14 protein-coding genes are annotated in these 13,719 nt (G+C 67.3%); 11 read left to right on the plus strand and 3 right to left on the minus strand.

Features of this window, described 5'->3' with window-relative positions; translation table 11 throughout:
• Positions 1-160 precede the first annotated feature (160 nt).
• The gene (gene aqpZ / locus ACRDNQ_RS11765) at positions 161-850 is read left to right on the plus strand and encodes an aquaporin Z (protein WP_431828836.1); all 690 of its coding nucleotides are present in this window, start codon (positions 161-163) and stop codon (positions 848-850) included.
• Positions 851-861: 11 nt separating this feature from the next.
• Here aqpZ and ACRDNQ_RS11770 read toward each other — a convergent pair whose 3' ends face one another.
• On the minus strand, positions 862-1,818 hold the full coding sequence (locus tag ACRDNQ_RS11770) for an L-malyl-CoA/beta-methylmalyl-CoA lyase (RefSeq protein ID WP_431828837.1): 957 nt from the start codon (positions 1,816-1,818) through the stop codon (positions 862-864).
• Positions 1,819-2,065: 247 nt separating this feature from the next.
• Here ACRDNQ_RS11770 and dgcN point away from each other — a divergent pair, with 247 nt between their 5' ends.
• From dgcN to ACRDNQ_RS11790, 4 genes are read left to right on the plus strand one after another with little or no spacing between them, the layout of a single operon-like run.
• Positions 2,066-3,067: an N-acetyltransferase DgcN gene (gene dgcN, locus ACRDNQ_RS11775; protein ID WP_431828838.1), complete on the plus strand. Its 1,002-nt coding sequence runs from the start codon at positions 2,066-2,068 to the stop codon at positions 3,065-3,067.
• Between the two features lie 8 nt (positions 3,068-3,075).
• The gene (dgcA, locus tag ACRDNQ_RS11780; protein ID WP_431828839.1) at positions 3,076-4,041 is read left to right on the plus strand and encodes an N-acetyl-D-Glu racemase DgcA; all 966 of its coding nucleotides are present in this window, start codon (positions 3,076-3,078) and stop codon (positions 4,039-4,041) included.
• Between the two features lie 35 nt (positions 4,042-4,076).
• The gene (locus tag ACRDNQ_RS11785) at positions 4,077-4,958 is read left to right on the plus strand and encodes a hypothetical protein (RefSeq protein ID WP_431828840.1); all 882 of its coding nucleotides are present in this window, start codon (positions 4,077-4,079) and stop codon (positions 4,956-4,958) included.
• Between the two features lie 53 nt (positions 4,959-5,011).
• On the plus strand, positions 5,012-5,866 hold the full coding sequence (locus ACRDNQ_RS11790) for a D-amino-acid transaminase (protein ID WP_431828841.1): 855 nt from the start codon (positions 5,012-5,014) through the stop codon (positions 5,864-5,866).
• Between the two features lie 245 nt (positions 5,867-6,111).
• On the opposite strand, the gene ACRDNQ_RS11795 is transcribed toward ACRDNQ_RS11790, so the two are convergent.
• Together ACRDNQ_RS11795 and ACRDNQ_RS11800 are read right to left on the minus strand one after the other, a co-directional pair.
• Positions 6,112-6,423: a DUF1244 domain-containing protein gene (locus ACRDNQ_RS11795; protein WP_431828842.1), complete on the minus strand. Its 312-nt coding sequence runs from the start codon at positions 6,421-6,423 to the stop codon at positions 6,112-6,114.
• Positions 6,424-6,442: 19 nt separating this feature from the next.
• On the minus strand, positions 6,443-7,180 hold the full coding sequence (locus ACRDNQ_RS11800) for an N-formylglutamate amidohydrolase (protein WP_431828843.1): 738 nt from the start codon (positions 7,178-7,180) through the stop codon (positions 6,443-6,445).
• 131 nt (positions 7,181-7,311) lie between these two features.
• On the opposite strand from ACRDNQ_RS11800, the gene pyk reads away from it, so the two are divergent.
• The 6 genes from pyk (at position 7,312) to pheT (ending at position 13,647) form a co-directional block, all read left to right on the plus strand.
• Positions 7,312-8,757, plus strand: a complete 1,446-nt coding sequence (gene pyk / locus ACRDNQ_RS11805) for a pyruvate kinase (RefSeq protein WP_431828844.1) — start codon at positions 7,312-7,314, stop codon at positions 8,755-8,757.
• Between the two features lie 35 nt (positions 8,758-8,792).
• Positions 8,793-9,017, plus strand: coding sequence for a hypothetical protein (locus ACRDNQ_RS11810; protein WP_431828845.1), 225 nt, complete (start codon positions 8,793-8,795; stop codon positions 9,015-9,017).
• 130 nt (positions 9,018-9,147) lie between these two features.
• On the plus strand, positions 9,148-9,348 hold the full coding sequence (gene rpmI / locus ACRDNQ_RS11815; RefSeq protein ID WP_431828846.1) for a 50S ribosomal protein L35: 201 nt from the start codon (positions 9,148-9,150) through the stop codon (positions 9,346-9,348).
• A gap of 13 nt (positions 9,349-9,361) precedes the next feature.
• Complete coding sequence (rplT, locus tag ACRDNQ_RS11820) at positions 9,362-9,724, plus strand: 50S ribosomal protein L20 (protein WP_431828847.1); 363 nt, start codon at positions 9,362-9,364, stop codon at positions 9,722-9,724.
• A 114-nt stretch (positions 9,725-9,838) separates the two neighbouring features.
• Positions 9,839-10,912: a phenylalanine--tRNA ligase subunit alpha gene (gene pheS / locus ACRDNQ_RS11825; RefSeq protein ID WP_431828848.1), complete on the plus strand. Its 1,074-nt coding sequence runs from the start codon at positions 9,839-9,841 to the stop codon at positions 10,910-10,912.
• A gap of 341 nt (positions 10,913-11,253) precedes the next feature.
• Positions 11,254-13,647, plus strand: coding sequence for a phenylalanine--tRNA ligase subunit beta (pheT, locus tag ACRDNQ_RS11830; protein ID WP_431828849.1), 2,394 nt, complete (start codon positions 11,254-11,256; stop codon positions 13,645-13,647).
• The last annotated feature ends 72 nt before the right edge of the window (positions 13,648-13,719 follow it).

Raw genomic sequence — 13,719 nt, forward strand, 5'->3', positions numbered from 1 at the left:
GACTGTCCCGCGTGTGCGTCCGCTGGTGCCCTCGTATATGACCCTGCCGCGACCGAGTTGCAATGTCGCCGGAAATTCACGGTAACCCTTGCATTTGATGCGGTCGGCGCCGGATCGCGTGCGCTAGACTGCCCCCGCGTCACATTAGCAGGAGTCCACCGTGACAAAGAAACTTCTGGCAGAATTCATCGGCACCTTCTGGCTGGTGCTGGGAGGTTGCGGCAGCGCCGTTCTTGCCGCCGGCGTCCCCGACGTGGGCATCGGCTGGCTGGGCGTCAGCCTTGCCTTCGGCCTGACCGTGCTGACCATGGCCTATGCCGTGGGCGGCATCTCGGGCGGGCACTTCAACCCCGCCGTTTCGCTTGGGCTGATGATCGCCGGGCGGTTCGAGGCGAAAGACCTTCTGCCCTACTGGGCGGCGCAGGTCGCGGGCGCCATCGCCGCGGCGGTCGTGCTTTTCGTGATCGTTTCGGGACAGGCGGGGTTCGCGGGCGTGGGCGGTTTCGCCTCGAACGGTTTTGGCGAAGCCTCGCCGATGGGCTACGGCCTGACCTCGGCCTTCGTGACCGAGGTCGTGATGACCGCGGCCTTCCTCGTCATCATTCTGGGCGCCACGTCGAAACTGGCGCCGGCGGGCTTCGCGCCGATCGCGATCGGGCTGGGCCTGACGCTGATCCACCTGATTTCGATCCCGGTGACCAACACCTCGGTCAACCCGGCGCGGTCCACGGGCGTGGCGCTTTTCGCCGACGGGCCGGCGCTGGCGCAACTCTGGCTCTTCTGGGTGGCGCCCCTGATCGGCGCGGCGGTCGGCGCGGTGATCTGGAAGGCGATGACCACCAGCGATTGACCGTTCCCGCGTCAGGCCAGGATCATCTCGGCCTGACGCACGATAACCTCGGCCTGCCGGATCGAGGCAAGGTCGACAAGGCGGCCCTTGTAGACCGCTGCCCCCTGTCCCGTGCGCTTGGCCTCGTCCATCGCGGCCAGGATCTCGCGCGCCTCGGCCACCGCCGCCTCGGACGGGGTGAAGATCTCGTTGGCAAGCGCCACCTGCTTGGGGTGGATCGCCCATTTGCCGACCATGCCAAGCGTGGCCGAGCGCAGCGCCTGCGCGCGAAAGCCCGCGTCGTCCGAAAAGTCGCCGAAGGGGCCGTCGACCGGCAACACCCCGTGGGTGCGGCAGGCGGCGACGATGGCCGCCTGCGCCCAATGCCAGGGGTCGGCCCAGTACTTCTGGCCGGCGTGGTGCATGTAGTAGTTTTCCTGCGTGCCGCCGATGCCGGTGGTCTGCATCCCCATCGACGCCGCGAAATCCGCGGCCCCAAGGCTCATCGCCTGCAGACGCGGGGACGAGGCCGCGATCTCTTCGACATGGGCGATGCCGGCCGCGGTTTCGATGATGACTTCCAGGCCGATCCGTTTCCCACGCCCCTTCGACGCCTCGACCGCCGAGACGACGGCGTCGACGGCATAGACGTCCGCGGCGCAGCCGACCTTGGGGATCATGATCTGGTCAAGCCGGTCCGAGGCGTTCTCGAGAAGGTCGACGACGTCGCGCACCCAGTAGGGCGTATCGAGGCCGTTGATCCGCACGCTGAGGTGCTTCCTGCCCCAGTCGATGTCGCCGATCGCGGCGATCACGTTCTTTCGCGCCTCGGTCTTGTCGTCGGGGGCGACCGAATCCTCAAGGTCGAGGTTGATTACGTCCGCCGCGCTGGCCGCCATCTTTTCGAAGATCGCGGGCCGCGAGCCGGGACCGAAAAGCTGGCAGCGGTTCGGTCGGGCGACGGGGCTGGGCTGGACGCGGAAACTCATGGCGGCTCCGAAAGGATATTTCGTTTTCTAGCCCGTCCCGACTAGAAAATTGCTGCGCCGCATGCAAGGATATTTCGCGACCGCAGCGTGAACCGGCACACCCCCCCGTGTCACGCGCACGAATCTTCGATCACTGCGCCTTTGCACAGGGAATTCTGCCGGATTTTTCTGGTCTGACCGCAGATTTCGCGATGACATTTCCCGAAATCCAGAGATACATCGCGCGAAACCCTTTCGGAGCACCCCGATGATCGAGACCCCCTACCTTCTCTTCCTCGGCGACGCGCATGACCAGCTTGCCGCGAAGGTTGCGCAGGGCATCAAGGACTGGCGTCCCGAGTTCGCCCTGGGCCAGCTGCGCCTGCCGGGCTGCAAGGCCGACATGCGCCTTCCCGACATGACGCTGGCCGAGGCACGCGAAGCCGGCGCGAAGACGCTGGTGATCGGCGTCGCCAACCGCGGCGGTGTGATCTCCGAGACCTGGAAGGCCGAACTGCACACCGCGCTCGAACAGGGCTTCGACCTGGCCAGCGGGCTGCACAACCTGCTGCGCGACGAGGCCGACCTCGTCGAAACGGCCCGCCGCCACGGCCGCAAGCTTCACGACGTGCGTATCCCTTCGGTGAAGTATCCGATCGCCAATGGCGTGAGGCGCACCGGCAAGCGGTGCCTTGCCGTCGGAACCGACTGCTCTGTCGGCAAGATGTACACCGCCCTTGCCATGGACCGCGAGATGCGCGAGCGCGGGCTTAAGTCGACGTTCCGCGCCACCGGCCAGACCGGCATCCTCATCACCGGAGACGGCGTCCCGCTTGACGCGGTAATTGCCGACTTCATGGCCGGCTCGATCGAGTATCTGACCCCCGACAACGATCCCGATCACTGGGATCTGATCGAAGGGCAGGGCAGCCTCTTCCACCTGTCGTATTCCGGTGTGACGCTTGCCCTGATCCACGGCGGTCAGCCCGATGCGCTGATCCTGTGCCACGAACCCACGCGCGAGCATATGCGTGGCCTTCCGGGCTTCGCCCTGCCCACCCTGGAAGAGCTTCGCGTCGCGGCGCTGTCCATGGCCCAGATCGCCAACCCGGCCTGCCAGGTGGTCGGCATCTCGATCAACACCCAGCACCTCAGCGACGAGGACGCGCTCGACTACGTCGCGGGCGTCGAGAAAAGCATGGGTCTGCCCACCGTCGATCCGTTCCGCCACGGAGCCGGCCGGCTGGTCGACGCGCTTTCCGCGATCTGAGCCGCGCCGTGCCCGTCACCGTCACGCCCGAACGCTTTCGCCTGGCCGAGGTCTTCACCATCTCGCGCGGGTCGCGGACCGAGGCGCAGGTGCTGACCGTGCGGGTGACGCGCGACGGCGTGACGGGCTGGGGCGAATGCGTGCCCTACGCCCGCTATGGCGAAAGCCTCGAGTCGGTGACCGAGGAAATCCTGGGCCTGCCCGAGGATATCGACCGCGACGCGCTGCAGACGGCGCTGCCGCCCGGTGCGGCGCGCAACGCCGTCGACTGCGCGCTGTGGGACTGGGAGGCCAAGCGCCGCGGCCGCCGCGTCTGGGATCTTGCAGGCCTGCCCGCGCCGGGTCCTGAAATCACCGCCTTCACCCTGTCGCTCGACACGCCCGAGAACATGCGCGCGGCCGCCGCGCGCAACGCCCATCGGCCGCTTCTGAAGATCAAGCTCGGCACGGCCGACGACATGCCCCGCCTCGAGGCAGTGCGCGCGGGCGCGCCCGAGGCGACCATCATCGTCGACGCCAACGAAGGCTGGACGGCCGAGGTCTATGCCGACCTCGCGCCGCACCTTGTGCGGATGGGCGTCGCGCTGGTCGAACAGCCGCTGCCTGCCGGGCAGGATCACCTTCTGGCCGAGATCGCGCGCCCGCTGCCGGTCTGCGCCGACGAAAGCTGCCACGACCGCGCATCGCTGCCGGACCTCGCGGGCAAGTACGACATGGTCAACATCAAGCTCGACAAGACCGGCGGCCTGACCGAGGCGCTGGCCCTGCGCGACGCCGCGCAGGCGGCGGGCTATGGCGTCATGGTGGGATGCATGGTGGGTTCGAGCCTTGCCATGGCACCCGCCGTCCTGGTCGCGCAAGGCGCCGCGTTCACCGATCTTGACGGGCCGCTTCTTCTGGCCGAAGACCGCGCCCATCCGCTGCGGTTCGACGCGGCGGGTGTGCATCCGCCCGAGCGGGCGCTCTGGGGATAGCCGCAGGGGCCGTGGCACGCGGAAGGGAGCGAACGATGGCGCAACCTTTCTGGCTGATCCTTGTCGTCTGGGGCGACCGTTATCACGACGGCTACATCAACGAGATAGCGGGCATGACGCTCAGCTTGTCGCCGAATTGCCGGCAGGTGGTGCTCGTCACCGACCGCGACCGCCCGGGGGTCGACACCCGTGTGGCGCAGGTGTCCTTTCCCGAAGGCTTCCGCTCACCCGAGATGTTCCAGGGGGGCTATCCGGGCAAGCTTGCGATGCTGACCTGTCCGGGCGCGCCGGGGGACATGCGCTGCGTCTATCTTGACCTCGACACGGTCGTCGCAGGCGATGTCGGCCGGATCGCCGCCGACCTTCGCGGCCCCGGCGAGGTGCTGATGCTCAAGGCCGGGACGATGGGCTTCAACGCGTTGAGCCGCCTCCGCCACCGTCTGAGCGGCGGCAAGGGGTTCTCGACCGGCAACTCGTCGGTGCTGGCCTTCACGGCCGCGAACGGCCGTGCGCTGGCGGACCGGTTCCTGGCGCTGAGGTCCGATCCGGCGGAACGCAACCGGAAGCACATGACGGTCGACGACAACTTCATCTCCTGGGCGGCGGCCCAGCACCTGCGCGAGGTGGACGCGGGCCTTGCCGTGATGTTCCGCCGCGAATTCCTGTCGCGCCTGCCCGGCTATGCGCGCCTGAAGGCACGGCTGCCCTGGGTCCGCCGGCGGCGAGAGGGCCTTGTCGCGATTACCCTGAACGGGATGGAGTTCAAGCCCGCCGCCCTGCTGGCGCTTTCCGAAGGCCACCTTCTTCGCGACCGCAAGGGCCGGAAAGGCCGCTGGTCGCGTGCCGACATGGGGTCGGCCCGCGACCGCATCGCCGAATATTGCGCGCGCATTCTCGAAACTTCGCCGCGCCCTTGACCGCAGGCCCCGTTCCTTTCAAGACGCCCCGAAACCCCGCAAGGAGACCGCCCATGTCCCGCATCGTCTATGTCAACGGAGACTACCTGCCCGAGGATGAGGCCAGGGTCTCGGTCTTCGATCGTGGCTTTCTCTTCGCCGATGGCGTCTATGAGGTCACGAGCGTGCTGGGCGGCAAGCTTCTGGATTTCGCAGGCCATGCGAAGCGGCTGCAACGCTCGCTCGACGAGCTTGAAATGGCGAACCCGGTGACCGAGGATGAACTCCTCGCGATCCACCGCGAACTGGTCAGCCGCAACGGGATCGAGGATGGCCTCGTCTATCTTCAGGTCACGCGCGGCGCGGCCGACCGCGACTTCGCCTATCCGAAGGACGCGAAACCGACGCTGGTCCTCTTCACCCAGTCGAAGCCCGGGCTGGCCGACAGCCCGGTCGCGAAGTCGGGCCTCAAGGTGATCTCGATCCCCGACATCCGCTGGGGCCGGCGCGACATCAAGACGGTTCAGCTTCTCTACCCCTCGATGGGCAAGATGGCGGCGAAGAAGGCCGGCGCCGACGACGCCTGGATGATCGAGGATGGCTTCGTCACCGAAGGCACGTCGAACAACGCCTATATCGTGACCGGCAACCGCATCATAACCCGCCACCTCGGCAACGAGATCCTGCACGGCATCACCCGCGCCGCCGTCCTGCGCTTCGCCCGCGAGGCGCAGATGGAGGTCGAGGAACGCGCCTTCACCCTCGACGAGGCGAAGGCGGCGGACGAGGCTTTCATCACCTCGGCCTCGATGTTCGTCATGCCGGTGGTCGAGATCGACAGCGTGAAGCTGGGCGACGGCACGCCCGGTCCGGTGGCGACGCGTCTGCGCGAGATCTACCTCGAGGAAAGCCGGCAGGCGGCGGTCTGAGGGGGCTCTGCCCCCGCCCCCGCATGCGCGGGGGCGCCCCCGGAGTATTTTGCAAAGAGAAGAAGGCCGTTTGAGGCTTTCTTAACTGCTCTTCATGCACGTTCGCAGTGCGGTACAGGCTGGAGAGCCGATGACCGCAAGAGGAGAAGCTCCGGGGCGTCGCCCAGCCGACGCCCTGGATTGCACCTTCCGCCTTCTTCTCTTTGAAAATACTCCCGCCGGAGGCGCCGCGCGGCACGCGCGGGTCAGTCCTTGCCCACGTTCTCGGCGAAGGCCGTATCGAAGGCGGCCTTCTTCGTCTCGTCCGCCTCGGTCTGGTGCTGCGCCTTCCAATCGTCATAGGGCATTCCGTAGAAGGCCTCGCGGCCCTCCTCCTTCGTCATGGCGATGCCGTGGTCGGCGGCGGCTTCCTGGTACCAGCGGCCCAGGCAGTTGCGGCAGAAGCCGGCAAGGTTCATCAGGTCGATGTTCTGCACGTCCGGCCGGTCGTCCATCAGGTGCTGGCGCAGGCGGCGGAAGGCGGCGGCTTCGATCTCGATGCGGGTCTGGTCGTCCATCACGCGGTCCTCCGTTTCCTCAAACCTCGGTGTCGGCCAGCGCCGCGTCAAGGATGGGGGCCAGTCTTTCGGCCCAGGAAATCTGCTCGGCCTCGGTGCCGATCAGGTCGTTGCGGACCTCTACCAGCGCATTGAGACGGCCGGGCTTGATCGCGTGGCGGTCGATCGCGTCGCCCTCGAGATGCCCGCCGTAGGGTTCGTTCGCACCGACGACAAGATCCGGCTCGGCGTGGAGGCGGGCAAGAAGCGGGTCGGTCAGCCGTGTGTCGCGCCCGAAGAGAACACCCACGTGCCAGGGGCGGGGATCGCGGCCGCGCAGTTGCGGCGTGAAGGAGTGGATCGACAAGATCACCGTGTCGGGCCGGCGCGCGGCCAGTGTCGCCAGCGCGCTGTGGTAGGGGCGGTGGTAGGCGTCGAGGCGGCGTTCGATCTCGGCCACGTCGATGTGCCGGTTCGCCGGGATGATCGTGCCGTCGTAAAGGCGCATCACCAGTGTGGGGTCGTCCTCGCCGCGGTTCGGGTCGATCACGAGGCGCGAGAAATCGGACATCACGAAAGGCGCGTCCAGCCGCTCGGCCAGGGCCAGCGCCACGCCTGCGGCGCCCACGTCGTAGGCGATGTGGCGCGCCATGTCCTCGGGCGCGATGCCAAGGCTGCCGCCCATTTCGGGTGGGACGCGGTTCGTGGCGTGGTCGCAGGTCACCAGCCAGCGTGCCGGGCGATCCTCGCCGAAGATGTGAAAGGGTCGATAAGTCATGGAGCTGTCATGCGATCCGCCTTGCCCCTCTAGCCGAGACTGCGCCAAAGTGCCAGTTGTCACCCGAGGGGAAACGCGCCATAGACGTTTTGCCCGCCTGTGAGCGCTAACGGACCGGAAGACAGAGACCCATGAGACGCCTACGCAACGTCAAGATCGTCGCAACGCTTGGTCCCGCATCGTCGGACTACGACACCATTCGGGCGTTGTTCGAGGCCGGGGCGGACGTGTTCCGCCTGAACATGAGCCACGGGACGCACGCCGACATCGCCCGTCGGCACGAGATCATCCGCGGGGTCGAGGCCGAGTTCGACCGGCCGATCGCGATCCTTGCCGATCTTCAGGGGCCGAAGCTGCGGGTGGGCGTGTTCGAGAACCACGCGCTCGACCTCGAGGAGGGGCAGAAGTTCCGCCTTGACCTTGACGAGGCGCCCGGCACGCACGAACGCGTGCAACTGCCTCATCCCGAGATCTTCGCGGCCCTTCAGCCCGGCGCCCATCTGCTGGTCAACGACGGCAAGATCCGCCTCATGGTCGAGGACTGTGGCCCCGATTTCGCCAATTGCTCCGTGACCGTGGGCGGCACCATCAGCGACCGCAAGGGCGTGAACGTGCCCGACGTGGTGCTGCCGCTTGCCGCGCTGAGCGAGAAGGACCGCGACGACCTTGAGTTCGTCTGCGAGCTTGGGATCGACTGGCTGGCGCTGTCCTTCGTGCAGCGCGCCGAGGATGTGACCGAGGCGCGCAAGCTGGCCCGGGGCCGTGCCGCGATCCTGTCGAAGATCGAGAAGCCCGCCGCCGTCAAGGCCTTCGACGAGATCCTCGCCGTGTCGGACGGGATCATGGTGGCGCGCGGCGATCTGGGGGTGGAGTTGCCCGTCCAGAACGTCCCGCCGATCCAGAAGCGGCTGGTGCGCAAGTGCCGCGCGGCGGCAAAGCCCGTGATCGTGGCCACACAGATGCTCGAGTCGATGATCGAAAGCCCGATGCCGACCCGTGCCGAGGTGTCGGACGTGGCCGCCGCGATCTATGAGGGCACCGATGCGGTGATGCTCTCGGCCGAAAGTGCGGCCGGCAACTATCCGGTCGAGGCCGTGGCCACGATGAACGCGATCGCGATCGAGGTCGAAAGCGACCCGACCTATCGGCAGGTGATCGAAGCCAGCCGGGGCGGGCACAAGACCACCATCGCCGACGGCATCGTGTCGGCTGCGCGCGAGATCGCCGAAACGACCGAGATCAAGGCGATCTGCTGTTTCACGCAATCGGGTCGCACCGCGAACCTCGTGGCCCGCGAACGCCCCCGCGTGCCGATCATCGCCATGAGCGCGGTCCAGGGGCCGGCGCGCCGGCTGGTGCTGACCTGGGGTCTGCACTGCATCATCTCGGGCGAGTTGCAGCGCTTCAAGCAGGCGGTGGTGAAATCGGTCCGGGCGGCGCGCGATGCGGGCTTTGCCGAATCGACCGACCAGATCGTCGTGACCGCCGGCGTGCCCTTCAACGTGCCCGGCACCACGAACATCCTGCGCGTCGCCCCCTGCGAGGAACGATTGATCTATTCGACTGATCCGGATTAAGGACTAGGGACTAAGGACGTCAACCGGAGGTCGTCATGGATCCCGATCTTGCGCTTGTCCTCGGCGTCGTGGCCATCGCACTGGCCCTCTGGCAGATCGTCGCCACCTTCTCGAGCGGCGAGACCCCGCGCATGGGCTTCCTTCTTGCGGTCGCCGCGGGGTGCCTGATCGTCTATGCCTCGGTCCAGAAGCCCGGCGGTTACACCGCCGCCGAAATCCCCGGCATCTTCGCCTCGGTCATCGGCGGCTTCCTCAACTAGCGGCCCCGCCCCAGCGCCGTTGGGGCTTGCAGCGCGGGGCGAAGCGCCGTATAGGGCACGCTCTGATCCGCGCGGCCGGCCGATGTGGCATGCCGAGTCGCGCTTGAACCGTGGACGACAGGAGACGGAAATGCCCAAGATGAAGACCAAGTCGAGCGCCAAGAAGCGCTTCAAGGTGACGGGGACCGGCAAGGTCCTGGCCGCTCAGGCCGGCAAGCGTCACGGCATGATCAAGCGGTCGAACAAGTTCATCCGCGACGCGCGTGGAACGGCGGTGCTTTCCGAGCCCGACCAGAAGCTCGCGAAACTCTACATGCCGTACGATCGCTGAGGAGGGCTGAGACATGGCACGAGTCAAATCCGGCAAGGTCACCCACGCCCGCCACCGCAAGGTGATCAAGGCCGCGTCCGGCTATTACGGGCAGCGCAGCCGCAACTTCCGCACCGCGACGCAGGCGGTCGACAAGGCCAACCAGTACGCCACCCGCGACCGCAAGAACCGCAAGCGCAACTTCCGCGCGCTGTGGATCCAGCGGATCAACGCCGCGGTCCGCAGCCATGACGCCGCGCTGACCTATTCGCGCTTCGTCAATGGCCTGTCGCTGGCCGGGATCGAGGTCGACCGCAAGGTCCTGGCCGATCTGGCCGTGAACGAACCCGATGCGTTTGGCGCCATCGTCGAAAAGGCGAAGGCCGCGCTCGCGTAATTTCCCCACGGGGGAACGAAATCGGAAGCCGCGGACCTTGACGGGTCTCGCGGCTTCTTGCGTCTTAGGGCCGCTCTGGCTAGCAGGGCGGCGAACACGCCAAAGGGGGTCCGCATGGACGATCTGAGGGACAGGTACCTGGCCGCCGTCGCCGGCGCCGCCGACGAGGCCGCGCTGGAAGAGGTGCGGCTGGCCGCGCTTGGCAAGAAGGGCGAGATCAGCCTGAAGATGCGCGAATTGGGCGGCATGTCGCCCGAGGACCGGCAGATCGCCGGCCCGAAGCTCAACGCGCTGAAGGACGAGATCGCCTCGGCCCTTGCCGCGCGCAAGGCGGCGCTGGCCGACGCCGCGCTTGACGATCGTCTGCGCACCGAATGGCTGGACGTCACGCTGCCGGGCCGTCCCCGGCGCGAGGGCACGATCCACCCGATCAGCCAGGTGATGGAGGAAATCACCGCCATCTTCGCCGACATGGGCTTTTCGGTGGCCGAGGGCCCGCAGATCGAAAGCGACTGGTACAATTTCGACGCCCTCAACATCCCGGCCGAGCATCCGACCCGGACCGAGATGGACACCTTCTACATGGCGCGGCCCGACGGCGACGACCGCCCGCCGCACGTGTTGCGCACCCACACCTCGCCGGTGCAGATCCGCGCGATGCAGCACCAGGGCGCGCCTTTGCGCGTGATCGCGCCGGGGCGGGTCTATCGGTCGGACTACGACCAGACGCACACGCCGATGTTCCACCAGCTTGAAGGGCTGGCGGTCGACCGCGACCTGTCGATGGCGAACCTCAAGTGGTGCCTCGAGGAATTCGTGCGTGCCTTCTTCGAGGTCGAGAAGGCCGAACTGCGCTTCCGCGCGTCGCACTTCCCCTTCACCGAACCCTCGGCCGAGGTCGACCTGCGCTGTTCGTGGAAGGACGGCCAGCTCAAGGTGGGCGAGGGCGACTCGTGGATGGAGATCCTCGGGAGTGGCATGGTCCACCCCAAGGTGCTTCAGGCCGGCAACATCGACCCGAGCCAGTTCCAGGGCTTCGCCTTCGGCATCGGCATCGACCGGATCGCCATGCTGAAATACGGCATCCCCGACCTGCGCGCCTTCTTCGACAGCGACCTGCGCTGGCTGCGCCACTACGGCTTCGCGGGGCTCGACGTGCCGACGCTGCATCGGGGGTTGAGTAGGTGAAGCGGGACAAGGAACTCCTCAGAGACCTCCTGAAGCGGTTTCAGGATAGCCAAGACGAAGTTCTCATTTTTGCGACGACGAAGTCGTCGGAGGATGAGGAGCTGAGGGAGTTCCACCACGTACAACTGCTGTGTGATCACGGACTGGTCACTCCGGCTGGAAGGCATGGATATCGTCTCACTGCGTTGGGCCATGATGCAGCAGAAGCCTTGGATGATAACGGCTTCTGGAGCGTCATCAGTACGAAGGGTCCTCGCGAAGCCTACGACCTATTGAAGACTGTCGCGTCAAGTGCGGCAACTAGCGCGCTTTCTAAGCTCTTGGGATGGAACTAGCGGAAAATGAAATTCACCCTCTCCTGGCTGAAAGAGCATCTCGACACCCACGCCTCCGTGGACGAGATCGCCGAGGCGCTCACCGATCTCGGGATGGAGGTCGAGGGGGTCGAGAACCCCATGGACAAGCTTGCGGGCTTCTCCATCGGCCGCGTCCTCAAGGCCCAGCCGCACCCCGACGCCGACCGCCTGCGCGTCTGCGAGGTCGAGACCGACCAGGGCGTGAAACAGATCATCTGCGGCGCGCCCAACGCGCGTGAAGGCATCACGGTCGTAGTGGCCCACCCCGGCACCTATATCCCCGGCATCGACACGACGATCCAGGTCGGCAAGATCCGGGGCATCGAAAGCCACGGCATGATGTGTTCGGAACGCGAGATGGAACTCAGCGACGAACACGACGGCATCATCGAACTGCCCTCGGGCAGCGTGGGCCAAGGCTTCGCCGACTGGCTGGCGCAGCATGACCCCGCCAAGGTCGACCCGGTGATCGAGATCGCGATCACGCCGAACCGGCAGGACGCGCTGGGCGTCGAAGGCATCGCCCGCGACCTCGCCGCGCGCGGCCTTGGCACCTTCCTGACCGAACGGCCCGAGCCTGTGCCGGGCGGCTTCCCGTGCCCAATCGGCGTGACGATCGACGCGGACGCCCTGGACGGCGCGCCGCATTTCACCGGCCGCCTGATCCGGGGCGTGACGAACGGCCCCAGCCCCCAGTGGCTTCAGGACCGGCTGAAGGCCATCGGGTTGCGCCCGATCTCGGCCCTGGTCGACATCACCAACTTCTTCACCTTCGACCGCAACCGCCCGCTCCATGTCTTCGACGCCGACAAGGTGAAGGGCAACCTGCGCGTCCACCGTGCCAAGGGCGGCGAGACGCTTCAGGCGCTGGACGAACGCACCTATACCTTCACGCCCGGCATGATCGTCATCTCGGACGCCGAGGGCCCCGAAAGCATCGCCGGCGTCATGGGCGGCGAGGCCACCGGCGTGACGCCCGAGACGGTCAACGTCTTTCTTGAAAGCGCGTGGTGGGACCCCGTCACCATCGCCGGCACCGCGCGGTCGCTGAAGATCAGTTCCGACGCCAAGTACCGCTTCGAACGCGGCGTCGATCCGGCCTTCACCCGGCAGGGGCTGGAACTGGCGACCGCGATGATCCTCGATCTGTGCGGCGGCGAGGCGTCCGACGTGGTCGAGGCCGGCGCGCCCATCGACACCGACCGCGCCTATCGTCTGGACACGGCGCATGTCGCGCGGCTTGTGGGGATGGACCTGCCGGCCGAATGGCAGCGCAAGACTCTGGAATCGCTGGGCTTCACGCTGAAGGGCGACATGGCGCATCCGCCCAGCTGGCGGCTTGACGTGAAGGGCGAGGCCGACCTGGTGGAAGAGGTCGCGCGCATCGCGTCCCTGACAAAGCTCGAGGCGCGGCCGATGCCGCGCGCGCAGACCGGCGTGCCGCGTCCCGTGCTGACGGTGAACCAGAGGCGCGAGCAGGCGGCACGGCGCACGATGGCGGCGCTGGGCTATAACGAATGCGTCACCTACAGCTTCATCGACCGCGCCGCGGCGCTTCTCTTCGGCGGCTCGGACGCCGCGCGGCTGGAAAACCCGATCTCGTCCGAGATGAGCCACATGCGCCCCGCGCTTCTGCCGGGCCTTCTGCAGGCGGCGGCGCGCAACCAGGCGCGCGGCTTCATGGACCTTGCGCTTTTCGAGGTCGGCACCGCCTTCCACGGCGCCGAGCCCGAGGAACAGCATCTGCAGGTCGCGGGCCTTCTGGTCGGCCAGAGCGGCCTGCGCAGCCCCCACGGCGGGCGCCGTCCGGTCGACCCGTTCGACGTGAAGGCCGACGCCGAGGCGGTTCTGGCCGCGATGGGCGCGCCCGCGAAGGTGCAGATCCTGCGCGGCGGGCCGGGCTGGTGGCATCCCGGGCGGCACGGGCTGATCTGCCTGGGCCCGAAGAAGGTTCTGGGCGTCTTCGGCGAGCTGCACCCCCGCGTGCTTGCGGCGATGGACGTGAAGGGCCCGGCGATGGCGATCACGCTGTTCCCCGACGAGCTTCCGCTGGCGCGCAAGGCCGGGGCGACGCGCCCGGCGCTGGACCTGGCCGATCTTCAGGCGGTCGAACGCGACTTCGCCTTCGTGCTGGACGACGGGGTCGAGGCGATCAACGTCGTCAACGCCGCCGCCGGCGCCGACAAGGCGCTGATCGAAGAGGTGCGCGTCTTCGATGAGTTCACCGGCGGGTCGCTGGGCGCGGGCAAGAAGTCGCTGGCCATCACCGTGCGGATGCAGCCGCGCGACCGGACACTGACCGAGGACGAGATCGAGGCCGTGGCCGCGAAGATCGTCGAGAAGGTCGGCAAGGCCACCGGCGGCGTCCTGCGCGGCTGAGCGCGGGCAGGGGGCTCTGCCCCCTGACCCCCGGGATATTTGCAGGTCGATGGAGGCCCGGGGGTTTGGTCT

Source organism: Saliniferula longa, assembly GCF_050789285.1.
Taxonomy (GTDB): Bacteria; Pseudomonadota; Alphaproteobacteria; order Rhodobacterales; family Rhodobacteraceae; genus CAVPWP01.